23 protein-coding genes are annotated in these 25,225 nt (G+C 71.5%); 10 read left to right on the top strand and 13 right to left on the bottom strand.

Going from position 1 to position 25,225, the window contains the following annotated elements; genetic code table 11:
- Positions 1-111 precede the first annotated feature (111 nt).
- The 5 genes from ACFW48_RS29905 to ACFW48_RS29925 form a co-directional block, all read right to left on the bottom strand.
- Positions 112-2,154 (bottom strand): thioredoxin domain-containing protein, encoded by a 2,043-nt coding sequence (locus tag ACFW48_RS29905; RefSeq protein ID WP_386319958.1) that lies wholly within the window; start codon positions 2,152-2,154, stop codon positions 112-114.
- Positions 2,155-2,262: 108 nt separating this feature from the next.
- Positions 2,263-2,766 carry a nucleoside deaminase gene (locus ACFW48_RS29910; protein WP_386319960.1) on the bottom strand — a complete coding sequence of 168 codons (504 nt, stop codon included), beginning with the start codon at positions 2,764-2,766 and terminating at the stop codon, positions 2,263-2,265.
- 197 nt (positions 2,767-2,963) lie between these two features.
- Positions 2,964-3,809: a xanthine dehydrogenase accessory protein XdhC gene (gene xdhC / locus ACFW48_RS29915; protein WP_386320168.1), complete on the bottom strand. Its 846-nt coding sequence runs from the start codon at positions 3,807-3,809 to the stop codon at positions 2,964-2,966.
- A gap of 1 nt (position 3,810) precedes the next feature.
- Complete coding sequence (gene xdhB, locus ACFW48_RS29920; RefSeq protein WP_386319963.1) at positions 3,811-6,255, bottom strand: xanthine dehydrogenase molybdopterin binding subunit; 2,445 nt, start codon at positions 6,253-6,255, stop codon at positions 3,811-3,813.
- Positions 6,252-7,745 (bottom strand): xanthine dehydrogenase small subunit, encoded by a 1,494-nt coding sequence (locus ACFW48_RS29925; RefSeq protein ID WP_386319966.1) that lies wholly within the window; start codon positions 7,743-7,745, stop codon positions 6,252-6,254. The genes xdhB and ACFW48_RS29925 overlap by 4 nt, the downstream gene beginning before the upstream one ends.
- 535 nt (positions 7,746-8,280) lie before the next feature.
- Here ACFW48_RS29925 and ACFW48_RS29930 point away from each other — a divergent pair.
- On the top strand, positions 8,281-11,508 hold the full coding sequence (locus ACFW48_RS29930) for a tetratricopeptide repeat protein (RefSeq protein ID WP_386319969.1): 3,228 nt from the start codon (positions 8,281-8,283) through the stop codon (positions 11,506-11,508).
- A 201-nt stretch (positions 11,509-11,709) separates the two neighbouring features.
- Here ACFW48_RS29930 and ACFW48_RS29935 read toward each other — a convergent pair whose 3' ends face one another.
- Positions 11,710-11,940, bottom strand: coding sequence for a hypothetical protein (locus tag ACFW48_RS29935; protein WP_386319971.1), 231 nt, complete (start codon positions 11,938-11,940; stop codon positions 11,710-11,712).
- Positions 11,933-12,814 (bottom strand): mycothiol conjugate amidase Mca, encoded by an 882-nt coding sequence (gene mca, locus ACFW48_RS29940; RefSeq protein ID WP_386319974.1) that lies wholly within the window; start codon positions 12,812-12,814, stop codon positions 11,933-11,935. The genes ACFW48_RS29935 and mca overlap by 8 nt, the downstream gene beginning before the upstream one ends.
- A 158-nt stretch (positions 12,815-12,972) precedes the next feature.
- On the opposite strand from mca, the gene ACFW48_RS29945 reads away from it, so the two are divergent.
- Together ACFW48_RS29945 and greA are read left to right on the top strand one after the other, a co-directional pair.
- Entirely contained in the window at positions 12,973-13,371 is a 399-nt protein-coding gene (locus ACFW48_RS29945) for a DUF4307 domain-containing protein (protein WP_386319976.1), read from the top strand.
- Positions 13,372-13,552: 181 nt separating this feature from the next.
- Entirely contained in the window at positions 13,553-14,050 is a 498-nt protein-coding gene (gene greA, locus ACFW48_RS29950; RefSeq protein WP_055418146.1) for a transcription elongation factor GreA, read from the top strand.
- Between the two features lie 87 nt (positions 14,051-14,137).
- On the opposite strand, the gene ACFW48_RS29955 is transcribed toward greA, so the two are convergent.
- The 3 genes from ACFW48_RS29955 to ilvA form a co-directional block, all read right to left on the bottom strand.
- On the bottom strand, positions 14,138-14,995 hold the full coding sequence (locus ACFW48_RS29955) for an ABC transporter permease (RefSeq protein ID WP_386319978.1): 858 nt from the start codon (positions 14,993-14,995) through the stop codon (positions 14,138-14,140).
- Positions 14,992-16,014 carry an ATP-binding cassette domain-containing protein gene (locus tag ACFW48_RS29960; protein WP_386319981.1) on the bottom strand — a complete coding sequence of 341 codons (1,023 nt, stop codon included), beginning with the start codon at positions 16,012-16,014 and terminating at the stop codon, positions 14,992-14,994. The genes ACFW48_RS29955 and ACFW48_RS29960 overlap by 4 nt, the downstream gene beginning before the upstream one ends.
- 148 nt (positions 16,015-16,162) lie before the next feature.
- On the bottom strand, positions 16,163-17,392 hold the full coding sequence (gene ilvA / locus ACFW48_RS29965) for a threonine ammonia-lyase (protein WP_386319984.1): 1,230 nt from the start codon (positions 17,390-17,392) through the stop codon (positions 16,163-16,165).
- A 162-nt stretch (positions 17,393-17,554) separates the two neighbouring features.
- On the opposite strand from ilvA, the gene ACFW48_RS29970 reads away from it, so the two are divergent.
- The 3 genes from ACFW48_RS29970 to ACFW48_RS29980 all read left to right on the top strand — a co-directional run bounded on the left by ACFW48_RS29970 (position 17,555) and on the right by ACFW48_RS29980 (position 19,021).
- The gene (locus tag ACFW48_RS29970; protein ID WP_386319987.1) at positions 17,555-18,052 is read left to right on the top strand and encodes a MarR family winged helix-turn-helix transcriptional regulator; all 498 of its coding nucleotides are present in this window, start codon (positions 17,555-17,557) and stop codon (positions 18,050-18,052) included.
- A gap of 131 nt (positions 18,053-18,183) precedes the next feature.
- Positions 18,184-18,693 (top strand): sigma factor-like helix-turn-helix DNA-binding protein, encoded by a 510-nt coding sequence (locus tag ACFW48_RS29975; RefSeq protein ID WP_386319990.1) that lies wholly within the window; start codon positions 18,184-18,186, stop codon positions 18,691-18,693.
- Between the two features lie 70 nt (positions 18,694-18,763).
- Positions 18,764-19,021 (top strand): hypothetical protein, encoded by a 258-nt coding sequence (locus ACFW48_RS29980; RefSeq protein ID WP_386319992.1) that lies wholly within the window; start codon positions 18,764-18,766, stop codon positions 19,019-19,021.
- A 27-nt stretch (positions 19,022-19,048) separates the two neighbouring features.
- On the opposite strand, the gene ACFW48_RS29985 is transcribed toward ACFW48_RS29980, so the two are convergent.
- On the bottom strand, positions 19,049-20,203 hold the full coding sequence (locus ACFW48_RS29985; protein ID WP_386319995.1) for a cystathionine gamma-synthase: 1,155 nt from the start codon (positions 20,201-20,203) through the stop codon (positions 19,049-19,051).
- A gap of 97 nt (positions 20,204-20,300) precedes the next feature.
- Between ACFW48_RS29985 and ACFW48_RS29990 the strand changes: the two genes are divergently transcribed.
- Positions 20,301-21,419, top strand: a complete 1,119-nt coding sequence (locus ACFW48_RS29990; RefSeq protein ID WP_386319998.1) for a hypothetical protein — start codon at positions 20,301-20,303, stop codon at positions 21,417-21,419.
- 66 nt (positions 21,420-21,485) lie between these two features.
- Here the strand turns inward: ACFW48_RS29990 and msrA are convergent, their stop codons facing one another.
- A complete protein-coding gene (gene msrA, locus ACFW48_RS29995) occupies positions 21,486-21,998 on the bottom strand; it encodes a peptide-methionine (S)-S-oxide reductase MsrA (protein ID WP_386319999.1) in 513 nt (170 codons plus the stop codon).
- A 178-nt stretch (positions 21,999-22,176) separates the two neighbouring features.
- On the opposite strand from msrA, the gene ACFW48_RS30000 reads away from it, so the two are divergent.
- Both ACFW48_RS30000 and ACFW48_RS30005 read left to right on the top strand, forming a co-directional pair.
- Complete coding sequence (locus ACFW48_RS30000) at positions 22,177-22,770, top strand: DUF4291 domain-containing protein (protein ID WP_386320001.1); 594 nt, start codon at positions 22,177-22,179, stop codon at positions 22,768-22,770.
- Positions 22,767-23,366 (top strand): hypothetical protein, encoded by a 600-nt coding sequence (locus ACFW48_RS30005; RefSeq protein WP_386320004.1) that lies wholly within the window; start codon positions 22,767-22,769, stop codon positions 23,364-23,366. Before ACFW48_RS30000 ends, ACFW48_RS30005 begins: the two co-directional genes overlap by 4 nt.
- Before the next feature lie 25 nt (positions 23,367-23,391).
- Here ACFW48_RS30005 and ACFW48_RS30010 read toward each other — a convergent pair whose 3' ends face one another.
- Positions 23,392-23,991, bottom strand: a complete 600-nt coding sequence (locus tag ACFW48_RS30010; protein ID WP_386320006.1) for a TetR/AcrR family transcriptional regulator — start codon at positions 23,989-23,991, stop codon at positions 23,392-23,394.
- A gap of 205 nt (positions 23,992-24,196) precedes the next feature.
- Here ACFW48_RS30010 and ACFW48_RS30015 point away from each other — a divergent pair, with 205 nt between their 5' ends.
- Entirely contained in the window at positions 24,197-25,216 is a 1,020-nt protein-coding gene (locus ACFW48_RS30015; RefSeq protein ID WP_386320009.1) for an aldo/keto reductase, read from the top strand.
- Positions 25,217-25,225 lie beyond the last annotated feature (9 nt).

Genomic DNA, 25,225 nt, shown 5'->3' on the forward strand with positions numbered 1-25,225 from the left:
CCTGTGAAACCCATAAGGTGTTTGGGTGAAGAGCGTGTTTCCTCACCATGAGGACCGGGTCTGAACAATTCGCCCACCGATCGCGTTCCGGATGCTTCCGTTTATGTCGTTTTAGCTGTTCAGGGTCGTACGCAGCGCGGTACGCAGCCGCTCCGGGTCGGTCGTCGGCACGTCACAGGTGAAGTTCCGGCAGACGTACGCGGCCGGCGCCCCGTCCACCAGCGGCCGGTCGGCGAGCAGGGGGAACTCGTCGCTCCCCTCGGCGCCGAAGGCGACGACCGCGCCGGGAGCCGTCCCCAGAAGTGCCGTACGGTGCAGGCCCTTTGCGGCGCCGTCGTCCAATCCCGGTCCTACGACGGCGACTTCTCGGGGCCCGTCGAGCAGCGCCTCGGCGGCGGCCAGCCCCCAGCCGACGAAGCGCGGGACCCGCGGGCCGAGCGCCTTCACCACGCCGAGGGCGTGCTCGGCGGCACTGCGGTGCGACTCGGAGCCGGTGTGCGCGGCGTAGGACAGCAGGGCGCCCGCGGCGGCGGTCCAGCCGGACGGGGTGGCGTTGTCGGTGGGGTCCTGGGGGCGGCGGATCAGCTGCTCGGCGTCGGCCGCGGTGTCGTAGAGGGAGCCGGATTCGTCGGTGAAGCGGGTGATGACGTGGTCGAGCAGCAGCCCGGCGAAGTCCAGCCAGACGCCCTCGCCGGTGACCGACGCGAGCGCGAGGAAGCCCTCCGCCACGTCGGCGTAGTCCTCCAGCACCCCCGCGTGGGCGCCCGCCCGGCCGTCCTTGCTGGTGCGGAAGAGCCGGGCGTGCTCGTCGAGGTGCAACCGCACCAGCAGGTCGGCGGCGGCGACGGCGGCCTCCACCAGGTCGGGGCGCTCGAAGTAGGCGCCCGTCTCGGCGAGCGCGGCGATCGCGAGGCCGTTCCAGGCGGCGACCACCTTGTCGTCCCGACCCGGGGCGGGGCGCCCGTCCCGGGCGGCCAGCAGCCGTTCCCTGACCGAGGCGATCCGCCCGGCGTCGAACACGCCCTCCTGCTGCGGCAGCTGCAGCACGGAGGACCCGTGCTCGAAGGTGCCCTCCTCGGTCACCCCGAAGTACTGCGCGGCGAGTGCGGCGTCGTCGGCCCCGAGGACCTCGGTGAGCTGCGCGGGCGTCCACACGTAGTACGCGCCCTCGACGTGCCTGCCCGTGCCGTCGTCGCTGTCCGCGTCCAGCGCGGAGGCGAAGCCGCCCTCGGCGGTGCGCAGTTCACGCACCATGAAGTCGGCGGTCTCCAGGGCGACGCGGCGGGCGAGGTCCGAACCCGTGGCGCGCCACAGGTGTGCGTAGACGCGGCACAGCAGGGCGTTGTCGTAGAGCATCTTCTCGAAGTGGGGCACCACCCACTCCCGGTCGACGGAGTAACGGGCGAAGCCGCCGCCCAGCTGGTCGTAGATCCCGCCGCGCGCCATCCGCTCGCAGGTGTCGCGCGCCATCTCCAGGGCGCCGTCGGCGCCGGTGCGGGCGTGGTGGCGCAGCAGGAACTCGACCACCATGGACGGCGGGAACTTCGGCGCCCCGCCGAACCCGCCGCGCTGCGGGTCGTACTCCCGGGTGAGCCCGAGGAGCGCCTGTCCCAGCTCCGCCTCCCCGGGCGGCTGCGCGTCGCCGTAGGAGATCTCCCGTCCGGCGAGGTCCCGCACGATCTTCCCCGCGACCTCGGTGACCTCGTCCCGCCGTTCCGCCCAGGCCTGGTGGACGCCCTGGAGCACCTGGCGGAAGGACGGCATGCCGTGCCGGGGCTCGGGCGGGTAGTAGGTGCCGAAGTAGAAGGGCTTGGCGTCCGGTGTGAGGAACACGGTCATGGGCCAGCCGCCCTGCCCGGTCGCCGCCTGCACGGCCTCCATGTAGACGGCGTCGACGTCGGGACGCTCCTCGCGGTCGACCTTGACGTTCACGAAGTGGGAGTTGAGGAATTCGGCCGTGGGCCCGTCCTCGAAGGACTCGTGGGCCATCACGTGGCACCAGTGGCACGCGCTGTAGCCGACGCTCAGCAGGACGGGCACGTCGCGCCGCCGGGCCTCTTCGAAGGCGCCGTCCTCCCATGGCCACCAGTCGACCGGGTTCTCCGCGTGCTGGAGGAGGTACGGGGACGTCGCCTGCGCAAGTCGGTTCGGCATACCTCCATCCTCGCGCACGTGCCGCTGCCCCGCCGATACGCCACGGGGATGGGACGCGCGGACGGGGCAGCCGACACCACGAAGAGGCTCCCTCGCGGGAGCCGACGCTCAGTAGTCGACGCGGTCGCTCTTGGCGATCCACGCGTCGAACGGCTGGGTGCGGTGGGGCAGGTCGAGGTGCTCGACGGACATGGGCCACATCTCCTGGGGCCGCTTCTCGAACAGGTCGTAGAACTTGCGGTCGTCGAAGCCGGCCACGGCGGCGTCGTGGCGGTCGGCGGAGAAGATGAGCCGGTCGACGCGTGCCCACAGGGAGGAGGACAGGCACATCGGGCAGGGCTCGCAGGACGTGACGAGGGTGCAGCCTTCCAGGCTGAAGGTGCCGAGCTTCTGGCAGGCGGCGCGGATGGCGTTGACCTCGGCGTGCGCGGTGGGGTCGAGGCCGACGGTGACCCGGTTGTTGGCGAGCGCGACGATCTCGCCGTCCTTGGCGACGAGGGCGCCGAAGGGGCCGCCGCCGTTCGCGACGCTGGTGGTGGCGAGCTCGATGGCCTGGTCCATCCAGGCGCGCTCGGACTCGCGGATGCCGGGTTCGACGGTGTAGGTGGTCATGGGTGTCCCCTGGTTGGCGTGTGGGTGGGCCCGCGGACGCCCCTCGGCGCGGTTCGGGGCGTCCGCGGAATTTCAGCCTGTACAGGGAGTACACATCCTGCCGATCACAACCGGCCAGAGGCCGAAGGCACGAACAGCGGGCGGGCTGAGAACGGCGCTTCGTAGACTCCTACAAAGACCGGTCCGGCCTGCTTTCGTCAGTCGGACCGGCGGGTGGAAGGTGTCGGTCCGGGGCCGACGCCCTCGGTCTCGAAGGTGCGCAGCAGATCGGCCGCGACGCTCACCGCGATCGTCGCGGGTTCCTTGCCGGTGATGTCGGCCAGCCCGATCGGGGTCTTGATCCGGTCGATGGTGGCCTCGTCATGACCGCCCTCGGTGGCCAGACGCTTACGGAACCGCACCCACTTGGCCGCCGATCCGATCAGCCCGATGGAACCGAGGTGGGTGGTGCGCAGGGCGGCGTCGCACAGCGCGGCGTCCTCGGCATGGTCATGGGTCATGATCAGGATGTGGGTGCCGTGCGGCAACTGGGCCAGCACCTCCTCGGGCAGCAGCGGCGTGTGGTGCACGTGCACCTGCGCCACCGCGTCCGCCAGCACGCCGAGCCGCTCCTCGGTGAGCATGTCGGAGCGGTTGTCGACCAGGTGGAGGTCGAGGTCCTGGCGTGCCAGGATGCGCGCCAGTTCCAGCCCGACGTGCCCGACACCGAAGACCGCCACAGCCCGTACCACCGGCAGCGGTTCCAGCAGTACCGAGACCGTGCCGCCGCAGCACTGCACGCCGTGCTGGTTGGTCACCTTGTCGTTCAGGGCGAAGTCGATCAGCTCCGGCTCCGGCTTGGCCGCGGCGATCATCTCCCGGGCCCGGTCGATCGCCACCGCCTCGACGTTTCCGCCGCCGATCGAGCCCCACGTCCCGGTCCGCCCCACGACGAGTTTCGCACCGGCGTCGCGCGGGGCGTGGCCGCGCACGGTCGCGACGGTCACCAGCACGCCGGACTCCCGGCGTGCCCGCAACCGCGCGACCGCGGCGATCCATGTCATGTCAGGCACCGCTCAGCACTTCTGCGTCGGTTCGGACCTCGCCGTCGACGTGCCCGTTTCCGGCGTGGCCGTCGGCGGCGGTTCCGCTGCGGGCCCGACCGTTCTGCGAGGCGGCGCCCTGGCGGGCCGACTGGATCGCCCAGTACACCGCCTCCGGCGTCGCCGGCGAGGCCAACTCGACGCCGACCCCACTCGGCCCGAAGGCGGCGGCGGCCTGCCGCAACGCCTCCCGCACCGAGAACGCCAGCATCAGCGGAGGCTCGCCGACCGCCTTGGACCCGTAGACCGCGCCCTCTTCGGTGGCGTTCTCCAGCAGCGTGACGTTGAACTCCTCGGGCATCTCCGAGAAGCTCGGCAGCTTGTAGGTGCTGGCCGCCTGGGTCTGCAGCCGGCCGCGGTGGGGTCCGTCGCTGGTGTCCCAGCGCAGGTCCTCGAGCGTCAGCCAGCCCGCGCCCTGCACGAAACCGCCCTCGACCTGACCGATGTCGATCAGCGGGGAGAGGCTGTCGCCGACGTCGTGCACGATGTCCACCCGCCGCAGGCGGTACGCGCCGGTGAAGCCGTCCACCTCGACCTCGGCGGCGGCGGCCCCGATGGCGAAGTACTTGAACGGCGAGCCCTGGAAGGCCTTCGCGTCCCAGTGCAGACCCTCGGTCCGGTAGTAACCGGCCGCCGACAGCTGGACCCGCTGGAAGTACGCGGTGCGCACGAGGTCGTCCCAGGCCAGCTCCTTGTCGCTGCCCAGGGCGCGCGCGACGCCCTCGACGATGCGCACGTCCGAGGCGTTCGACCCCAGCTGGCTCGCGGCCACCTGGAGCAGCCGCTCGCGCAGCTGCTCACAGGCGTTCTTGATCGCCCCGCCGTTGAGGTCCGCTCCGGAACTGGCCGCGGTGGCGGAGGTGTTGGGCACCTTGTCGGTCCGCGTCGGGGCGAGGCGCACCTTGTGCAGCGGGATGCCCAGCGTGGTCGCGGCCACCTGCATCATCTTGGTGTGCAGGCCCTGGCCCATCTCGGTGCCGCCGTGGTTGATCAGGACGGAGCCGTCCTTGTAGATCAGCACCAGCGCGCCGCCCTGGTTGAAGGCGGTGAGGTTGAACGAGATGCCGAACTTGACGCCGGTGATCGCGAGGGCCCGCTTGGTGTGCGGGTGCGCGGCGTTGAAGGCGGCGATCTCGCGCTCGCGGTCGGCGATGCCGCCGTCGTCCAGGACCTGCTGCCAGACGGCGGAGATCCGCTCGGGCTGCGTGACCGGCTGCCCGTACGGCGTCGTCTGGCCCTGGCCCGGCCGGTAGAAGTTGCGTTCCCGCAGCTCCCTGGGGTCCAGGCCGAGCCGCGGCGCGCAGCGGCCCAGGATGTCCTCGATCACCAGCATGCCCTGCGGTCCGCCGAAGCCGCGGAAGGCGGTGTTGGAGACCGTGTTGGTCTTGGCGATGCGACCGGCGACGCGCGCGTTGGGGATCCAGTAGGTGTTGTCGATGTGGCACAGCGCCCGGGCCAGCACCGGCTCGGACAGGTCCAGGCTCCAGCCGCCGTCCGCGGTCAGCGTGGCGTCCAGGGCCTGGATACGGCCCTCGGCGTCGAAGCCGATCTTCCAGGTGGCGTGGAACCCGTGCCGCTTGCCGGACATGGTCAGGTCCTGGGTCCGGTTGAGCCGGAACCGGACCGGCCGCCCGGTCAGCTTGGCGCCGAGCGCGGCGACGGCCGCGAACCCGTGCGGCTGCATCTCCTTGCCGCCGAAGCCGCCGCCCATCCGCAGGCACTGCACGGTCACCTCGTGGGAGGGCACACCGAGCACGTGGGAGACGATTTCCTGGGTCTCCGACGGGTGCTGGGTGCTGCTCTGGATGAACACCTGCCCGTTCTCGTCGACCTGGGCGAGCGCCGCGTGCGTCTCCAGGTAGAAGTGTTCCTGACCGGAGAACTGGAACTCGCCGGTGAGCACGTGCGCGGAGTCGGCGAAGCCGGCGTCGACGTCGCCGTGCACCATGACGGGCCGGGCGCCGTGGTAGCTGTCCGCCGCGATGGCGTCCTGAAGCGTGATCAGGGAAGGCAGCTCCTCCAGCTCCACCTCCACGGCCGCCGCACCGAGCCGGGCCGCCTCCAGGGTCTCGCCGAGCACCCAGGCGACCGCGTGGCCGTGGAACATGACCTCGTCGGGGAAGAGCGGCTCGTCGTGCTTCATGCCGGCGTCGTTGACGCCGGGCACATCGGCCCCGGTCAGCACACGCACCACGCCCGGCACGGCGAGCGCGGGCTCGGTACGCAGCGCCGTGACCCGGCCGCGGGCCTTCATGACCTGGACCGGGTACGCGTGCAGCACGTCCTTGGTGCGCTGGACCAGGTCGTCGGTGTACAGCGCGGTGCCGGTGACGTGCTGGACGGCACTCTCGTGCGGCATCGATACGCCGACGAGGGGCTTTTCGGGACGCTCGGACAACTGGCTCATGACGGCACCGCCTCGGTGGTCTGTGCGTACAGCTTCAGCAGGCTCTGGCCGAGCATCGCGGAGCGGTAGTCGGCGCTGGCGCGGTGATCGCTCATCGGCGTGCCCTCGCCCCGCAGCACCTCGGCCGCGGCCTCGACGGTCTCCGCCGCCCACGGCCTGCCCTCCAGGGCCGCCTCGGTGGCGAGCGCGCGGACCGGGGTGGCGGCCACTCCGCCCAGGCCGATGCGCGCCTTGCGGACGACCCCTGACTCGATGTCGAGCGCGAAGGCGACCGCCACGCTGGAGATGTCGTCGAAGCGCCGCTTGGCGATCTTGTGGAAGGCCGCGACCGGCGACAGCGGCAACGGGACGCGCACCGCGCGGATCAGCTCGCCGGGACGGCGCACGCTCTGCCGGTAGCCGGTGAAGTAGTCCGCGAGCGGGACCTCGCGCTCACCGTCGGCGTCGGCGAGCACCACCGACGCCTCCAGCGCGAGCAGCACCGGCGGACTGTCACCGATGGGCGAGCCGGTCCCCAGGTTGCCGCCCAGGGTCGCGCCGTTGCGGATGAGCCGGGACGCGAACTGCGGGAACAGCTCCCCCAGCAGCGGGACCGTTCCGTCGAGGCGGCGCTCGATCTCGGTGAGCGTCAGTGCCGCCCCGATCTCGATGTGGTCGGATTCGACCCGCAGTTCCCGGAGTTCGGGCAGCCGGTCGATGGCGACCACGCAATCCGCCCGGCGGGAACGGATGTTCACCTCGACGCCCCAGTCGGTGCTCCCGGCGACCACCACCGCGTCGGGCCGCTCGCGGAGCAGCCGCAGCGTTTCGGCCAGGGTGCTCTTCCGCAGGAACTCGCTGTCGTCCTGGTTGTATTCGGTGGCGACCGGCGCGGGCGGGGACTGCTCGCGGCGCCGCGCCAGCGGGTCCTCGTCGGTGGGCGTGCCGACGGCGAAGGCGGCGTCGCGGATCGGGCGGTAACCGGTGCAGCGGCACAGGTTTCCGCTGAGCGCGTGCAGATCGAAGCCGTTCGGGCCGTGCTCGGCGTCGGTTCCGTCGGAGCCGACGGCCGGGTCGGTCGCGTCCGAGCCCGACCCCGCGTGCGCGCAGCGGCCGGGCCGGTAGTACTCGGCGGCCATGCTGCAGATGAACCCCGGCGTGCAGTAACCGCATTGGGAGCCGCCGCGGACCGCCATCTCCTCCTGCACCGGGTGCAGGGTGGGCGGTGTGCCGGGCTCGCCGGCGGTGGCGAGGCCTTCGGAGGTGACGACCTCCTGGCCGTCCAGCGCCGCGACCGGGACCAGGCAGGCGTTGACCGGCACCCAGTCGGTGGGCTTGTCCACCCCGGGGCGGGCCACCAGGACCGAACAGGCGCCGCATTCACCCTCGGCGCAGCCCTCCTTGGTCCCGGTGAGGCCGCGGTCGCGCAGGAAATCCAGCACCGTGGTGTGGGGCGCGGCCGGCGCGATCGGTGTCTCTTTCCCGTTGACCGTGATCCGTGCCGCTACCATGACTGACCTTCATTTCGACTCGGGACAGGTCGATTCATCGTGTTCGCCAATTTCAGGCAGCTTTCTATGTCCGGACGCGCCGCATAAGAGAAGCGAGCGCAAATCGGCACGCGACAGGGGCATGCCGTGAAGTGATGAAGGGGAAAACCCGAAATGTGCCACGTACGGGGCACAGCGGAACGGCGTACTCAGCAGCCGTGCGCGACCCGACCCGAAACCCAGACCGTACGGCGGGCGAGGCGACCCAGATCAGAGTTGGTGTACATCCGCCGGTCGCCTCCTTTCGCCAGTCAATGGGCTATCGGCAGTCATGAGTCTGCTCCATCGAGTATTAGTGGCCGCGGCCATCCGGGTCAAGGGGTGAACTGGCCGACTCTCCCGGCCGATGAGGGCCGCCTCCCCCTCCCCAGGGTCTCCCCATCGCAGGACACTTGACCGAGGCACAACTGGGGAAGGACCCGGGAATGGGCCGGGAGAGCCCCAGCGGGGTCTGGGCACACCCGGGTGACACCGATGCCGCCGGAGGGGGCGCGACATGCGGGACAGTCATCGGTCGGAGGCCGAGCGGCTACTGAGGCGGGCCGTGGAGGAAGAGGTACGGCGCTCGGGCGGGCGCACGGACGGGAACGTGCTGCTGTCCCGGGCGCGCGGGTCGCTGGACGCGATGGCGGGCACGGCCGCCGAGGAGTACGAGGCCTACACCCGCGCCCTCGACGAGGCGGCGGCCGGCCAGCTCACCTTCCGGCAGCGCTACGCCCGGGAGGGGGCCGGCACTCCCCTGCTGGTGGCCGCTGTGGCGGCGGTCGCCGCGGTGGTGGCCGACATGGCGCTCGGCACCGGCACGGGCACGGCGGTGGGCGCGGGAGTGGCCGTCGGGGTCGTCGGCGCCGCGGCGACCGTGGTGAAGGTCGTCGGCTCGCACGTACCGGCCGCCCATCACCGCGCCGGGGCCGTCAGCCAGCCCGGCGGGCCCGAGCAGCTGCGGTTGCAGTGGCTGACGGCACTGGAGGTACGCGGCATCCGGCCGTTCCTGGACCAGCAGCGGATGCTCGCCGCGTCCACCGGGCCGAAGAAGGCCGGGCCGAAGCTGCGGGGTGCCGACAAGAGCGCCGCGGCCCGGGGACGCAGCGCACTGGAACAGTCGTTCGCACAGCTCCCGGAGCCGGAGGGCACCTTCGCGGGCAGGCGGCAGGAGATGGCGCGGCTGCGGCAGTGGGTGCAGGCGGCCCGCGCGAGCACGGAGACGAAGCCGACGGTGGTCGTGCTGCACGGGGTGCCCGGCAGCGGCCGTACGACGCTCGCGGTGCGGGCCGCCCATGAGCTGCGGGACTACTTCCGCGGGGCGTGCCTGGTCGATCTGCGCGGGGACGGTGTGGATCCGCGCGGGGACGCTCCCGCGTCGGGCGGCGAGTCGCCGCTGAGCACGCGGGACGCCCTGCTGCATCTACTGAACCGGCTCGGCGCGCCCCGCGAGCAACTGCTGTTCCGTGAGCGGTCCTCGGCGGACCAGCAGGTCAAACGGCTCAGCGAGCTGTACCACCAGCACCTGACGGGCGTCCCGGTCACCGTCGTCCTGGACGACGCCTCGGACGCCGAGCAGGTGCGCACGCTGGTGCCGGAGCGGTCGGACAGCCTGGTGCTGGTCACCGCGCGGGAGGCGCTCCGGCTGCCGCCCGACCTGCCCGCCCGGGTGTACGACCTCCCGGTCGAGGCACTGGACGCGGCGGGCGCGGAGGAACTGCTGGGGGCGGCCGCCCAGGACGCGTCGGGTCCCTACGACGCCGAGTCCACCGACGGGATCCGGCAGTTGTGCGGCGGCCTGCCGCTGGCGCTGCGGGTGGCGGGTTCGTCGCTGGGGCCGCGCTCCGCGCGCGCCCTGGTGACCGACCTGGGCGCGTACGGGCCGGCGGAGCCGGTCGAGCGGGCGCTGTGGCTGCGCTACACCGACCAGCCGGAGACGGCCCGGCGGCTGCTGCGCCGGCTGGCGCTGGCGGGCCGCACCTCGCTGGGTGCCGCTGCCGCCGCCGCGCTGCTGGCCACGGACGAGACGGAGGCGTCGCGGCAGCTGGCGGCGCTGTCGCGGGCGGGGCTGCTCGATCACGTCCGGGGCAGCCGCTACCGGCTGCACGACGTGGTGCGGGCCTTCGCACAGGCCCGGCTCGCCGACGAGGAGGAGCCGGCCGAGCGGACGGCGGCGCAGGAACGGCTGATCGCCAACTACGCCGAGCTGGCCGACTCGGTACTGCGCCTGGTCGACGGCAACATGTCGACCCGCTCGAACCAGTTCGGGAGTTACGGCTTCACGTCCCTGGACGAGGCGCTGCGCTGGCTGGACGACGAGTCCAGCTTCATCACGGCGGCGCTCAGACACGCGGAGGGCGTCGACCAGGGAGCGGTGCTGAACCTGCTGGGCGCGCTGTGCGACTACTGCCTGCTGCGCGGCGACCTGTACCGGCTGGGTGAGATCAGCGAGCTGGCGCAGTCCGTGGACCAGGGGCTGCTGGTGCGTTCGGTGCAGTGGCGTACCGGTATCGCGGCCCGGCAGCTCGGCGAGCTGGACAAGGCGCGGACGACGCTCACCTCCGTGGTCGACCTGTACCTGGAGGCCCACCACGACGCGGGGGCGGCCCGCGCGCTGTGCTCGCTGGGCATCACGCTGCACCACCAGGGCAACCTGACCGAGGCGGCGGCGAAACTGCGGGAGGCGCTGGACCTCCAGGCCTCGCCCGAGCTGGACACGGACCGGGCGTGGACGCTGCACGCGCTGGCGGCGGTGCAGCGGGACCGGGCCCGGCTCGCGGAGGCCCTGGACCTGCTCACGGAGTCACTGGTGCTGCACCGCGCGGGCGAGTCGGTGCACGGCCAGGCGTGGGCCCACTTCCAGCTCGGCCAGCTGCGTCTGCGCATGGGCGACGTACCGCGCGCGGAGGCGGACCTGCGCGCCGCCCTGGAGCTGTACGGCCGCACCCAGGACGCCCGCGGCGAGGCCTGGGCGCTGACCCAGCTGGCGCGGACGCGCCTGGTGGACGGCGACGCCTCCGAGGCGGTCGAGGAGCTGCGGCGGGCGGCGGCCCGGCACCGGGAGAACGAGGACGCGCGCGGCGAGGCGTGGACGGTCTACTACGTCGGCCAGGCGCTGGAGGAGACGGGCGCCCTGGACCAGGCGGTGCGCGAGCTGGAACGCTCCCGCACGATGTTCTCCCGGATGCGCGACGTGTACGGCCTGGCCTGCGCCCGGCACCACTCGGCGCGGGTCACCCGGGACCAGCGCGCCGCCCAGACCGGCTCGCTGCGGAACTCGGGCTTCGCCCGACAGCTCCTGGTCGACGCCCGCGCGGACTTCCAGCGCATCGGCGTCGGCCACGGCGAGGCGTGGACCTGCCTGGAGCTGGCGGTCGTGGACGCGGGCAACGCCCGTACGCCGCAGGCGCTGGCGCTCTGCGACGAGGCGGCGGCACTCTTCGCGGCGTACGGCGACCGGCGGGGCGACGACTGGGCCCGCTTCCTGCGCTGCACCCTCCTGCCGTACGCCGCCCCCGGGGGCGTGGAGGTCGGTACGGCGGTGGCGCAGGAGGAGCTGGCCCAGCTGTCCCGCGCCCGCCACGCGGTCAGGGACCCGAAGCTGGACGACTACATCGAGGCGTACCAGCTCCTCCTGGAACGCGGCGTCCAACTGGAATCCGGCTGGCAGGCCTGGCACCTGGGCATGGTCCCCAACCGCCAGGCCCGGGAGGTGATGGGGGTGGCGGTGACAGCCGCCTAGCTGCGGGCAGTCGTGCTCGCGTAGCTGCGGGCAGTCGTGCCTCCCCCAGTGCCTGAACGGCCTGGGAGGTACCCCCAGGGACGGCACGGGTGGGCGGTGGGGGCACCTCCCGCGCGAGCGCAGCCGAGCGTGGGGGAGGCACCCCGCCGGCGCCGGGCCACGCGACCCACCCCCGGCCCGCACCAGCCCCGGCCAGCCCGGCTAACCTCGCCGCTTCTCCCCCGCCTCACCGCTGGAGGCTTCCGGCGCCTCCTTGAAGTCCACCTTCCCCATGTGCCGGCTCATGGACCGCATCAGCCCCCACACCGCCAGGGCCATCACCGCGAAGACGATGAACCCGAGGACACCGGGCGTGACCTTGTCCTCGTCCAGTTCGGCGAGAGTGACGAGATGCGTCATTGCCATGCTTGCGCTTGCACTCATGTCAGGCATTGTCCCGGATGCCCGCGAAGAGGTCGTCCTCGGGGAGGGAGGTATCCACGAGGGACTTCGCGAGCTCGTACTCCTCGGTGGGCCAGACCTCCTTCTGGATGTCCATCGGCACCCGGAACCAACCCCCGTCGGGGTCGATCTGCGTGGCGTGCGCGATCAGCGCCTTGTCCCGGATCTCGAAGAAGTCGGCGCAGGGCACGTGCGTGGTGAGCGTGCGCTCCTTGCGCTCGAACTCCGACCAGCGCTTGAGCCAGTCCCCGTAGGGCGACTCCATGCCGCGCTCCAGCAGCGCGCTGTGCAGCGCCTCGGTGCGGGGGCGGTTGAAGCCCTGGTTGTAGTACACCTTCTGCGGCTGGTACGCCGGTCCGTACTCGCCCTCCGGGTACTTCTCGGTGTCGGCCGCGCCCTCGAAGGCCACCATCGTGATCTTGTGGGTCATGATGTGGTCGGGGTGCGGATAGCCGCCGTTCTCGTCGTAGGTGGTGATCACCTGGGGACGGAAGGAGCGGATCTTCCGCACCAGCTCACCGGCCGCCTTGTCGACGTCCTCCAGGGCGAAGCAGCCCTCCGGCAGCGGCGGCAGCGGGTCGCCCTCGGGCAGGCCGGAGTCGACGAAGCCGAGCCACTCCTGCCTCACGCCCAGGATCTCCCGGGCCTCGTCCATCTCCTTCTTGCGCACCTCGTGGATGTTCTCCTCGATGTACGCGTCGCCCTGGAGCTTGGGATTGAGGATGGAGCCGCGCTCCCCGCCCGTGCAGGTCACCACCAGCACGTCCACCCCCTCGGACACGTACTTCGCCATGGTGGCCGCGCCCTTGCTCGACTCGTCGTCGGGGTGGGCGTGCACGGCCATCAATCGCAGCTGGTCAGTCAAGACTCAATCCTCGGTCAGTCGGCGCCCGTGTGCGTCGGCGCAATCGGCGGCTTCTATAGTGACCGAATCGGGAGCCGAATAATTCCGGAGCCCGGGAAGACCGGGTGCCGGGACCCCTTTCGGGACACGCCCGTCCCGCTCCTGCCGAGAGGACGATCATGAGTACGGCGAGCACGCAGACGCCCGAGAGCCGGTACGGCCGCTCCTCGGACGAACGGGCCGACCGCACGCTCAAGGTCGTCGGTGCCGTGCTCGGTGCCGTCCTGCTCGCCGTGATCGGCTGGTTCGGCTACCACTACGTCGGCCAGAACAAGATCAGCGGCGAGTTGATCGGGTTCGAGCTCGCCGAGGACTCGGTGCAGGTACACCTGGAGGTCCGCAAGGACGCCGGTGTCGCCGGCTACTGCACGGTGCGCTCCCAGGCGGAGGACGGCGACGAGGTGGGCCGGGCCGACTTCCGCTTCGACGGGGACTCCACGCGCATCGACAAGGTCGTCACCCTGCGGACCAAGGCCGCGGGCACGACGGCCGAGCTGCTCGGCTGCCACGCGGACTGATCCCGCGGAGCCCGGTCGGCGCGAATACATGGGCGCTGACCTGCGGTGACATGAATCTGGTGGCTTATGTCCTCCCCCTTTGGCCACTGAATTGTTAGGCTCGTGGTTTCGCCCTTCCGTGAAGGAACATCCTTCTGGGTAGGGCGTTGATTTGTATTCCCAGTACCAACGAGGAGCACCCGTGACCCAGACCAGCGAGAACGTCACCTGGCTGACCCAGGAGGCGTACAACAAGCTCAAGGAGGAGCTTGAATACCTTACTGGTCCTGCGCGCACCGAGATCTCTGCCAAGATCGCCGCGGCCCGTGAGGAGGGGGACCTGCGCGAGAACGGCGGGTACCACGCGGCGAAGGAGGAGCAGGGCAAGCAGGAGCTCCGCGTGCGCCAGCTGACCCAGCTGCTCGAGAGCGCCAAGGTCGGTGAGGCTCCGGCCGCGGACGGCGCGGTGGCGCCCGGCATGGTCGTCACGATCGCCTTCGACGGTGACGAGGACGACACGCTGACCTTCCTGCTCGCCTCGCGCGAGTACGCGAGCTCGGACATCGAGACCTACTCGCCGCAGTCCCCGCTGGGCTCGGGCGTCATGGGCCACAAGGTCGGCGAGGACGCGCAGTACGAGCTGCCCAACGGCAAGCCGGCGTCCGTGAAGATCCTCAAGGCCGAGCCCTACAACGGCTGACCAGGCCCGCTCCCCCCGGCCGGTGGTACCCCCGGCCGTCTGTCGTTGACGAGCCCCCGGCGTCCCGGTGACGCCGGGGGCTCGTCGTCATGCGGCGGCCGAGCGGTACTTGCGCACCGCCAGGGTCCGGAAGACCACGATGATCAGAACGGACCAGATCACCGAGGCCCAGACGGGATGCTGCATCGGCCAGGCATCGGACTGCACGACGCCGGGGTTGCCGAACAGTTCGCGGCAGGCCTGCACCGTGGCGCTGAACGGGTTCCACTCGGCGATGTGCCGCAGCCAGGGGGTCATCTTGCTGGAGTCCACGAAGGCGTTCGAAACGAACGTCACCGGGAACAGCCAGATGATTCCTCCCGAGGTCGCCGCCTCCGGGGTTCGCACGGACAGGCCGATCAGCGCGCCGATCCAGGTGAAGGCGTATCCCAGGAGAAGCAGCAGGGCGAAGCCGGCCAGGATCTGTCCGAGGTTGGTCGGCTCCGCGGAGCCGGTGCGCCAGCCGACGATCAGCGCGACGATCGCGAGGACGAGCAGCGTGATGGCCGTCTGCGCGAGATCGGCGACGGTGCGGCCGGTCAGCACCGCGCCCCGGGCCATCGGCAGGGAGCGGAAGCGGTCGACGAGTCCCTTCTGCATGTCGTCGGCGATGCCGGCCGCCGATCCCGCGGTGGCGAACGTGACGGTCTGCGCGAAGATGCCCGCCATCAGGAAGTCCTTGTAGACGCCCGAGTCGGTGGTGTTCCCGATCTTCATCGAACCACCGAAGACGTACGTGAAGAGGACGACGAACATCACCGGCTGAATGACCCCGAACAGGACCATCTCGGGGATCCTGGTCATCCGGATCAAGTTCCTGCGGGCGATGACCAGGGAGTCCCGGACGGACTGGCCGAGGGGGTTGGTGGGCGCCGCAGCCCGAGCGGCGTCGGTGGTGGCGCTCACTTGGCGGTCTCCTTCTTGGCCTTGTGGCCCGCGTCCTTGTCCTCGGGGCCGGCGTCGGCCCCGAGGCCGTTCTCCTTCGCCTCGGCCACATGGCCGGTGAGGGAGAGGAAGACGTCGTCGAGGGTGGGGCGGCGCAGGCCGATGTCGTCGATCTCGATACCGCGGGTGTCGAGTTCCCGGATGACCTCGGCGAGCAGCTTGGCGCCACCGGTGACGGGGACGGTGAGCTTGCGGGTGTGCTCCTCGACGGTGGTCGAGCCCTTGCCGAACCCTCCGAGCACCTCGGCGGCCGTGGTCATGTGCTCCCGTTCGTGGACCACGACCTCGACGCGCTCTCCGCCGGTGCGGGCCTTGAGCTGGTCGGAGGTGCCGCGGGCGATGACGCGGCCGTGGTCGACGACCGCGATGTCGTGCGCGAGGTGGTCGGCCTCCTCCAGGTACTGCGTGGTCAGCAGCAAGGTCGTGCCGCCGGCGACCAGCTGTTTGATGACCTCCCACAGCTCCTGGCGGTTGCGTGGGTCGAGGCCGGTCGTCGGCTCGTCCATGAACATGACGGGCGGGGAGACGACCAGGGCGGCCGCCAGGTCGAGCCTGCGGCGCATACCTCCCGAGTAGGTCTTCGTCGGGCGGTCGGCGGCGTCCGCGAGGTGGAACTGTTCGAGCAGCTCGCCGGCCCGGGCCTTCGCGGCCTTGGCCCTCATCTGGTAGAGCTGGCCGACCATCTGGAGGTTCTCCCGGCCGGTCAGGTATTCGTCGACGGCGGCGAACTGGCCGGAGAGGCCGATCGACCGCCGCACCTCGTTGGGCTGCTTGAGCACGTCGATGCCCGCGACGACCGCCTTGCCGCTGTCGGGTCGCAGCAGGGTCGTGAGGCAGCGGACGGCGGTCGTCTTGCCCGCGCCGTTCGGCCCGAGCAGGCCCAGGACCGTGCCTTCGGGAACGTCGAGGTCGACGCCGTCCAGAGCCCTTACGTCACCGAAGGTTTTCACCAGGCCTTCGGCATAGATGGCGCCTGGCATATGAGTCTCCACGTCGTCGGGGATTCTTCGGGAAGCCTAGGTTCGTACGTTTCGCTCCGTGCAGCGAGCGATTTACGACACACCATAACGCGATGTATCGCGTCCCACAATGGAATCGCTCGAACGAGTGACCCAAGACGACGACGGGTCAGCCGATGACGGGATACCCCGCCTCCCGCAGCGCCCGGCCGACCTCGGCGCAGTGCTCCGGGCCCTTCGTCTCCAGGTGCAGCTCGACCTCCGCCTCCGTGAGCCCGAGCCGCGGATCGGTCCGGACGTGGCTCACATCGAGGACGTTGGCGTCGACCACTGACAACACCCCGAGAAGCGTGGCGAGGGCACCGGGCCGGTCCGTCAGACGCAGCCGGACCGCCAGATAGCGGCCCTGCGCGGCCATGCCGTGCCGCAGCACCCCCTGCATCAGCACCGGGTCCACGTTGCCGCCGGACAGCACCGCCACCACCGGACCCTCGAAGGCACCCGGCTCACTCAGCAACGCCGCCACCGGGGATGCCCCGGCCGGCTCCACGACCAGCTTGGCCCGCTCCAGGCACAGCAGCAGCGCGGTGGACAGCTCGTCCTCGGAGACCGTACGGACCTCGTCCACCAGTTCGCCGACGATCCCGAACGGCACGTCACCGGGCCGCCCCACCTTGATGCCGTCGGCCATCGTCGCCGGATGCTCGACGGCCACCGGTCGCCCCGCCGCCAGCGACGGCGGATACGCCGCCGCGCCCGCCGCCTGGACGCCCACGATCCGCACGTCCGGCCGCAGCGCCTTCACCGCGACCGCGATCCCGGCCGCCAGCCCGCCCCCGCCGATGCCGACCACGACGGTCCGCACCTCGGGGCACTGCTCCAGGATCTCCAGCCCGACCGTGCCCTGGCCCGCGATGACGTCCGGGTGATCGAAGGGGTGAATGAACACCGCGCCGGTCCGCTCCGCGTACTCCTGTGCGGCGGCCAGCGTCTCGTCGACCACCTGACCGTGCAGCCGCACCTCGGCGCCGTAGTCCCGGGTCGCGCTGATCTTCGGCAGCGGGGCGCCCTTCGGCATGAACACCGTCGAGCGCACCCCGAGCAGTGACGACGCCAGCGCCACACCCTGCGCGTGATTGCCCGCGCTCGCCGCGACCACACCGGCGGCCCGCTGCTCGGGCAGCAGCCCGGCGATACGGACGTAGGCGCCGCGCAGCTTGAACGAACCCGTCCGCTGGAGGTTCTCGCACTTGAGGTGCACCGGCGCGCCGACCAGCTGGGACAGGTGCCTGCTGCCCTCCATCGCCGTCACCCGCGCCACACCCGAGAGCATCTTCTGGGCACCGCGCACGTCGTCGAGGGTGACGGGTCCGACAAGGGCGGCCGTGCTGTAGCTCATTCCTCCAGCATCGCAGTTCACGGGCGCTCGGGACCGTTGTGACCAACCTCCGAGACCCGCTTTGCGCAGCGTCGGTACGCCTCGCCGCCCGGCCGCGTACCCTGTCCCCCAATCAGCAGCCCTCCACGAAGTGAGCCCCCGGCCATGCCCACAACACCTGAAATGTCGATGGACATGACGACCGCCGGTGACACCGGTCTTCTCGAGACGCTCCAGCACGAGGTGGCACTCTTCGCCCGTCGTGCCGAACAGACCCGCCTCGGCGGGGTCGGGCAGGTCCGCAACTCCATGGACCGCGCCGCATACCTGCTGCTCAACCGCCTCGACAAAGAGGGCCCGATGGGCGTCAAGGCGCTCGCCGCGAGCATGGGAATCGACTCCTCGACGGTCACCCGGCAGGTGGCACCGCTCGTCGACACCGGACTCGTCAAGCGGACCTCGCACCCCGAGGACGGACGCGCGGTCGTGCTCCAGCTGTCCCCGCGCGGCGTGTCGCGGCTGGAAGAGGTCCGGTCCTCCCGGCGTCAGCTCATGGCCGAACTGACCCACGACTGGGCGCCGGAGGAGCGCGAGGCGTTCTGCGCGCTCCTCGCACGCTTCAACGGCGCCCTGTCCGCCCGTATGGCCCCATCGGGCCCGGAATCCTCGTCGGCCTCCTGAGCCACCCTCCACCGCCTTTCCGGGGCGGTTCGCACCGGACTCTTGACCGGCGGGCCACCCCTGGCCTGATATGAGACCCAGGGGTCGTCGTACGAGACCCAGGGGTCGTCGCCCTCTGGGCGGGAGGCGCGGTGCGAGAACGGCAGGCGTTCCACAGTGCCCGCCGGGCCCGGGAGTTCGAGGCGTTCGTCGCGGGCGCGGCAGGGCGGCTGCTGCACGCCGCCACCCTGCTCACGGCCGAGCCACCGGGCGACAACCCGCGCGCGCGGCGCCTGCTGGCCCTGTCCCTCGCCCACACGTACGCGTGCTGGGACCGACTGCACGGGGAGGACCCGTACGACCGGGCCCGCCAGTACCTGGCCACCCGCTTCGCCCGCGAGGCCTGGCACCGGTACGGCGGCGGCGTCGGCCGGGCCCGCCGGCACGCCGCCGGCCCCCTGCGCGGGCTCACCCCGCAGGCACGTCTGATCCTGGTGCTCAGGCTCTACGAGGGCGTCGCCGAGGAACAGGCGGCCGCACTGCTGGGCCTGCCCGTGGAACGCGTACGGACGATCTGCGACCGTGCGACGGCCACCCTGCTGCACCCGCCCGCGGAACCGGCCCGCCCGGTGGCGGCGGGCGCGAAGGCGGCGACGCCATGACGGGCGCGGCACTCGACACGACGGCCGGTGGGACGACGGGCACGCGCGCGTGGAGGACCGGGAGGCGCCGGTGAACCGCCCTCAGAGAGAGGCCGCCGCACGGCGGATCATGGAGCAGTCGTCGCCCCGGGTGCCGCCCGAGCTGTACGCGGAGGCGGTGCGCCGCGGCGGCCGCATGCTGCGGCGCAGGACCGCCGCCCGCCGCCTGATGTGGCTGGTGCTGTGCGCCGCCGCCGTGGCGTTCACGGTGTGGGCGCTGACCGTCCAGCCCTGGGTGGAGCCGCCGTCGGAGACGACCCCACCCGTGACGGGCTGGGAGGGCTGGTGAGCCCGTTCCACTCGTCGGACTGTCGGACTAGCCGAGGGCCTGCTGGAGGTCCGCGAGCAGGTCGTCGACGTTCTCGATACCGACCGACAGACGCACCAGGTCGGCGGGCACCTCCAGGGCCGAACCGGCGGCGGAGGCATGCGTCATCCGACCGGGGTGCTCGATCAGCGACTCCACACCGCCCAGGGACTCACCCAGCGTGAACACCTTCGCGCGGTTGCAGACCTCGACCGCCGCCTCCTCGCCGCCCTCGACGCGGAACGAGACCATGCCGCCGAACGCCTTCATCTGCTTGGCGGCGACCTCGTGCCCGGGGTGCTCCGGCAGCCCCGGGTAGAGCACGCTCGTCACGCGCGCGTGCCGGGAGAGCATCTCGGCGACCTTGGTGGCGTTCTCGCTGTGCCGGTCCATGCGCACCGCGAGCGTCTTGGTACCGCGCAGCACCAGCCAGGAGTCGAAGGGCCCGGCGACCGCGCCCATGGCGTTCTGGTGGAACGCCAGTTCCTCCCCCAGCTCCCGGTCGCCCACGATCAGCGCGCCGCCGACGACGTCCGAGTGGCCGCCCATGTACTTGGTCAGGGAGTGCACGACGACGTCCGCACCGAGCGCCAGGGGCTGCTGGAGGTACGGCGTGGCGAAGGTGTTGTCGACGACGAGCCGGGCGCCGGCGTCCCGGGCGACCTGGGCCACGGCGGCGATGTCGGTGATGCCGAGCAGCGGGTTGGAGGGCGTCTCCACCCACACGGCCTTGGTCTGCGGGGTCAGGGCGGCCCGCACCGCGGCGGGGTCGCTCGTGTCGGCCACGGACCACTCCACGCCCCACCGCGTGGCGACCTTGGCGAAGAGCCGGAAGGTGCCGCCGTACGCGTCGTTGGGGATCACCACGTGGTCGCCGGGACGCAGCAGCGTACGCAACAGGCAGTCCTCGGCCGCCAGTCCGGACGCGAACGCGAGGCCGCGGCGGCCGCCCTCCAGCGCGGCCAGGTTCTCCTCGAGGGCCGTACGGGTCGGGTTCGCGCTGCGGCTGTACTCGTATCCGCCGCGCAGTCCGCCGACGCCGTCCTGCTTGTAGGTCGACACCTGATAGATCGGCGGGACGACCGCGCCCGTCTGGGGATCGGCGGTGTTGCCCGCGTGAATCGCGAGCGTCTCGAAGTGCTGACTGATGTGCCTGTCGCTCATGGGCACCGAGGGTAGCGGCGCGGACGGCTCCGCGCGTTTTCCACAGGGGCACGGCACAGGTTGGCCAATTGTCGGCGCAGTCTGGTTCGCTTGAGACATGGAGATTCTCTGGGTCCTGATGGCACTGGCCATGCTGGCTGTGGTGCTGCTCCCCGTTCTGCGGCGCCGACGGAGCGCGGTCGGTCTGGTACCCGCCGGCCACCCGGACGCGGCGGACCCCGCGAACTACGGCTTCGCGCGCGAGGAGGAGCTGGACATCCGCATGCCCGGCCCCGACCAGGACCTGCTGGACGTACTGGACCTGGTGCAGCGCACGCAGGACTACCGGGGTGCCCAGCAGCTCCTCGCCGGTACGGAGGCGGAGGGTGAGCGGCGCTGGCAGCGCGTGCAGGCCTTCGCGGGCGCCGCGTCGCTGGAGCTGCGGCAGCGGCCCGGTGGCGTCGGCGAGACGCCGGGCGGGCAGTGGCTGCGGGTGTGGCGGGCCGAGGCCCCGAAGGACGCGGGCGGCGCGGCGGTGCACGCCGAGTTCCTGGTGCAGCAGGCGTGGCGGACGGCGACGCGGGGCACGGACGACTTCCGGATCATCATGGAGGAGGCGAAGGCGGCCTGCGGCGAGGCGGCACTGCTCGCTCCCGGCGACCCGATCCCGTACATCATCGAGCTGTCGGTCGCCCGCGGTCTCGCCTACCCGCGCGAGGACTTCGAGCAGCTCTGGCTGAAGATCCTCGACCGCGCCCAGGCCCACATGGGCGCGCACCTGGCCGCCCTGCACTACTGGTGCGAGAAGTGGCACGGCTCCCGCGACCTGGCGTACTCCTTCGCGGAGGCGGCGGCGGCCCGCGCCCCGAAGGGCTCGCTCCTCGCGGCGATGCCGCTCTTCGCGGTCTTCGAGCATCTCCCCGAGGTCAACCTGGTCCGCGGCTTCTACCAGAGCGAGGTCGTCACCAAGGCGGTCCACGGCGCCCTGCACGCGGTCCACTCGGCCCGCCCGGACGACCCGATGCAGGCGCACGTCCGCCATCTGCTGGTCTTCTTCCTGGTCCGCGGCGAGCGCTGGGCCGAGGCCATGAACCAGCTGATACTCATCGACGGCCACGTCGGCGCCCTGCCCTGGACCCTCTCCCCCGACCCGGCGGCGGAGTTCGCGGTCTACCGCGCGCTGGCGGTCGCGGGCTACGAGGCGAACGGCGGCAGCCCGGCGACACTCCCCCACTGAAATTTCCGCGACAGGCGGCCCGGCGGGAACGCCGGCCGGGCCGCCCCCGGTCAGCCCTCGGCCCGGTCAGCCCTCGGCGCGGGCTGGCAGCCGCCACCCCGGGCGCGGGAAGTGGCAGGTGTAGCCCTCCGGGTAACGCTGCAGGTAGTCCTGATGCTCCGGTTCGGCCTCCCAGAAGGGGCCGACCGGCTCCACCTCGGTGACGACCTTGCCCGGCCACAGTCCGGATGCGTCGACGTCCGCGATCGTGTCCTCGGCGATCCGCTTCTGCTCGTCGTCCACGTAGTAGATCGCCGAGCGGTAGCTGAGGCCGATGTCGTTGCCCTGGCGGTTCTTGGTGCTCGGGTCGTGGATCTGGAAGAAGAACTCCAGGAGCGTGCGGAAGTCGGTCCGCTCGGGGTCGAAGAGGATCTCAATGGCCTCCGCGTGCGTGCCGTGGTTGCGATACGTCGCGTTCGGCACGTCTCCCCCGGTGTATCCGACCCGGGTCGCCGTAACACCCGGGAGCCGGCGGATCAGCTCCTCCATCCCCCAGAAGCATCCACCCGCGAGCACGGCCCTCTGCGTCTGCGCAGCCATTGCGGCCCTCCACAATCTATCGGTTCGGTCACTCGGGCTACTCGGCTCGCACACCGCCGGTATCCCCGGCCACACCTTCTCAACGCGCGAGGGTTCCCGGCGATTCCGAGCCCGCCCGACCGCCCCCGCGGTCGAAAACCGGTGGCTACCGGGGGTCCGCGGCTCCACGCTGTACGTCATGGAAGAACGGCAGCGCCAGATCCGGGCGGCCTACACGGCATCCACCATCACCGTCTATCAGGCGTACTCCCCGGAAATCGGCCTTCCCGCCGTCCGCGAGGGGCGTTTCCCCGCCTCGTGGAAACGGGACAGGATGACGTGGATCAAACCGTCGTTCCTGTGGATGATGTACCGCTGCGGCTGGGCCACGAAAGCGGATCAGGAGACCGTGCTGGCCGTCGAGATCAGTCGTGACGGCTTCGAGTCGGCGCTGCGAGGCGCGTGCCTTTCGAGCTACGTTCCCGGGACGCACCCCGACCGCGCCACCTGGCAGCGGCAGTTGAAGCGCGCGCCGGCCCGCATCCAGTGGGACCCCGAGCGGGACCTGCGACTGCAACCACTGCCGTACCGCTCCCTGCAACTCGGCCTCTCGGGCGAGGCCGCACGGCTGTACGCAGACGAATGGACGGTCGGCATCCGCGACGTGACCCCGCTCGCCCACGAGATCCACGCGCTCGTGCGCGACGGCGCCCTCGACTCGGCGAGCCGCCTGCTGCCCCTGGAGCGGCCCTATCCGGCCGCGGCCGAACTGCTCACCCACCTGCGACCGTGACGGAGCGATTCCCCGGCGAGGACGGGCTCGCGGCTCTGTGGCGGGCCCGGCACCCGTCGGTGCCGCCCTTGGCGCACACCTTCCGCGGCGCGTACGCGGACCGTTGGGTGCGCTTCCACAGCCTCCCCGGATCGAAGCGCCACCCGGAGTCCGAGGAGGAGTACGCGGTGGTGGCCGATCGCTGCAACACGGTTCTGGACGAGTTGTTCACAGGGCTCGACGTGTTCGTCGTGACCATGGACTGGTCCAGTACGCCCAACGGGCCCGAAGGCTTTCCGACCCCACGGCGGGCCCTCCAACCGGACGGCGTCCACTGGTGGACGGAGTCGGAGGAGGACGACCCCGACCCCGGGTTCCACACTCACACACGCCTCTACGCCGACCGGCGGCGCTGGCTGCGCGGCTGCGTCGACGGTCTGCTGCGGGCCGTCGCCGACGAGGCGCTGGTGGAGGTCTTCGTCACGGACACGGACCTCCGCCACGTTCATCATCCGTACGACGGCGGCGCGGACGTCATCCTCGCCACGCCCGCCGAACGGGACCGGTTCCGGCAACGGCACGGCGACTGGCTCTCGGGCCGTCCGGACGGCCTGTGACGGCGCCGACGTCTGGCCGCGCCGGTCAGTCCGGTCGGCGCAGCCCCGCGATGAGGTGTTCGACCAGGCGCCGGGCGTCGTAGCGCGGGTCGCTCTCCGCGCCGATGCAGAGGTTGCCGACGCCGCGCATGAGTTCCAGGGCGGACAGGTCGGACCGGATCTCGCCGGAGGCGGTCGCGGCGTCGAGGAGGAGGGTGCACACGGGCACGAGGCGATCGAGGAAGTACGCGTGCAGCGTCTCGAAGCCGGCGTTGTCGGACTGCAGTACGGCGGCGAGTCCGTGCTTGGTGACCAGGAAGTCGACGAAGAGGTCGATCCACCGTCCGAGTGCGGCGTACGGGGTCGGGCTGCTCGCCAGCAGGGCCGGGCCGGCCTCGGCGCAGGCCTCCACCTGGTGTCGGTAGACGCCGATGATGAGGTCCGCCCGCGTCGGGAAGTGGCGGTAGATCGTGGCCGTTCCGACGCCGGCCCTGGCCGCGATGTCGCGCACCGGGGCCTCCACGCCCGACTCGACGAAGACCGCGGCGGCCGCGTCGAGCAGGGTCTTCTGGTTGCGCCGGGCGTCCGCCCGTTTGGGCCGGGCCGCCTGCCCCGTGCCCTCCTCGCCGTCCTGCTCCTGCACCACGTCGTTTCCTCCGCCACCCGGGATTGCTAAACGGGACACTGTTCCGTATCGTCAAACGGGACAGGGTTCCATTTGACCGCCATGATGCCAGAGCGCGAGAGCCGGCACCAAGCCCCGCCTCGCTCACCTTGGCATGGACTCGTCATACACGCTCAGCACCCCACTTCGCTTCCCTTCACTTCACCCACAACGAAGGAACACCGTCATGCAATACCGCACCTTGGGCCGCACCGGCGTCCAGGTCAGCTCGCTCGCACTCGGCGCCATGAACTTCGGCAGCATCGGGCGCACCACCCAGGACGAGGCCACCGCCATCGTCGACGCCGCCCTGGAGGGCGGGGTCAACGTCATCGACACCGCCGACATGTACGGCCAGGGCGAGTCGGAGGAGATGGTCGGCAAGGCCATCACCGGCCGCCGCGACGACATCGTGCTGGCCACGAAGGCGAGCATGCCCATGGGCGAGGAGCGCAACCACCGGGGCGCCTCGCGCCGCTGGCTGGTCACCGAACTGGACAACAGTCTGCGCCGCCTCGGTGTCGACCACGTAGACCTCTACCAGGTCCACCGGTGGGACCCGGCCACCAGCGACGAGGAGACGCTGTCGGCCCTGACCGACCTCCAGCGCGCGGGGAAGATCCGCTACTTCGGCTCCTCGACCTTCCCCGCCTACCGCATCGTCCAGGCTCAGTGGGCCGCCCGCGAGCACCGCCTGAGCCGGTACGTCACCGAGCAGCCCAGCTACTCCGTCCTGCAGCGCGGGATCGAGAGCCACGTGCTGCCCGTGGCCGAGGAGTACGGGCTGGGCGTGCTGGTGTGGAGCCCGCTGGCCTCGGGCTGGCTGTCGGGAGCGGTCCGCGCGGGCCGGGACGTCGCCACCCACCGCTCGGCGTTCATGCCGGAACGCTTCGACACCTCCCTGCCCGCCAACCGGGCCAGGCTCGACGCCGTCGAGCGGCTGGCCACGGTCGCCGACGAGGCCGGCCTGACCATGATCCAGCTGGCGCTCGGCTTCGTGACCGCGCACCCCGCCGTGACCAGCGCGCTCATCGGCCCCCGCACCCCGGACCACCTGCGCTCGCAGCTCGCCGCCGCCGACACCGTGCTCTCCGCCGATGTCCTCGACGCGATCGACGCGATCGTGGCTCCCGGCACCGACCTGGCCGCGCACGAGAAGTTCGACACCCCGCCCGCGCTGCTGGACGCGTCGCTGCGGCGCCGCTGACGATCGCGC

The sequence above is a fragment of the Streptomyces sp. NPDC058812 genome, from assembly GCF_042744565.1.
Lineage (GTDB): Bacteria > Actinomycetota > Actinomycetes > Streptomycetales > Streptomycetaceae > Streptomyces > Streptomyces thinghirensis.

Bases quoted from the DNA above. Each gene is read 5' to 3' on its own strand.
- ACFW48_RS29905 (WP_386319958.1), bottom strand. From the start codon at position 2,154: ATGCCGAACCGACTTGCGCAGGCGACGTCCCCGTACCTCCTCCAGCAC.
- ACFW48_RS30000 (WP_386320001.1), top strand. From the start codon at position 22,177: ATGGAAGAACGGCAGCGCCAGATCCGGGCGGCCTACACGGCATCCACC.
- xdhC (WP_386320168.1), bottom strand. From the start codon at position 3,809: ATGACATGGATCGCCGCGGTCGCGCGGTTGCGGGCACGCCGGGAGTCC.
- ACFW48_RS29985 (WP_386319995.1), bottom strand. From the start codon at position 20,203: ATGAGCGACAGGCACATCAGTCAGCACTTCGAGACGCTCGCGATTCAC.
- ACFW48_RS29960 (WP_386319981.1), bottom strand. From the start codon at position 16,014: ATGCCAGGCGCCATCTATGCCGAAGGCCTGGTGAAAACCTTCGGTGAC.
- ACFW48_RS29935 (WP_386319971.1), bottom strand. From the start codon at position 11,940: ATGCCTGACATGAGTGCAAGCGCAAGCATGGCAATGACGCATCTCGTC.
- ilvA (WP_386319984.1), bottom strand. From the start codon at position 17,392: ATGAGCTACAGCACGGCCGCCCTTGTCGGACCCGTCACCCTCGACGAC.
- xdhB (WP_386319963.1), bottom strand. From the start codon at position 6,255: ATGAGCCAGTTGTCCGAGCGTCCCGAAAAGCCCCTCGTCGGCGTATCG.
- ACFW48_RS29930 (WP_386319969.1), top strand. From the start codon at position 8,281: ATGCGGGACAGTCATCGGTCGGAGGCCGAGCGGCTACTGAGGCGGGCC.
- msrA (WP_386319999.1), bottom strand. From the start codon at position 21,998: ATGGCTGCGCAGACGCAGAGGGCCGTGCTCGCGGGTGGATGCTTCTGG.
- ACFW48_RS29990 (WP_386319998.1), top strand. From the start codon at position 20,301: ATGGAGATTCTCTGGGTCCTGATGGCACTGGCCATGCTGGCTGTGGTG.
- ACFW48_RS29945 (WP_386319976.1), top strand. From the start codon at position 12,973: ATGAGTACGGCGAGCACGCAGACGCCCGAGAGCCGGTACGGCCGCTCC.
- ACFW48_RS29970 (WP_386319987.1), top strand. From the start codon at position 17,555: ATGTCGATGGACATGACGACCGCCGGTGACACCGGTCTTCTCGAGACG.
- ACFW48_RS30015 (WP_386320009.1), top strand. From the start codon at position 24,197: ATGCAATACCGCACCTTGGGCCGCACCGGCGTCCAGGTCAGCTCGCTC.
- ACFW48_RS29910 (WP_386319960.1), bottom strand. From the start codon at position 2,766: ATGACCACCTACACCGTCGAACCCGGCATCCGCGAGTCCGAGCGCGCC.
- ACFW48_RS29925 (WP_386319966.1), bottom strand. From the start codon at position 7,745: ATGGTAGCGGCACGGATCACGGTCAACGGGAAAGAGACACCGATCGCG.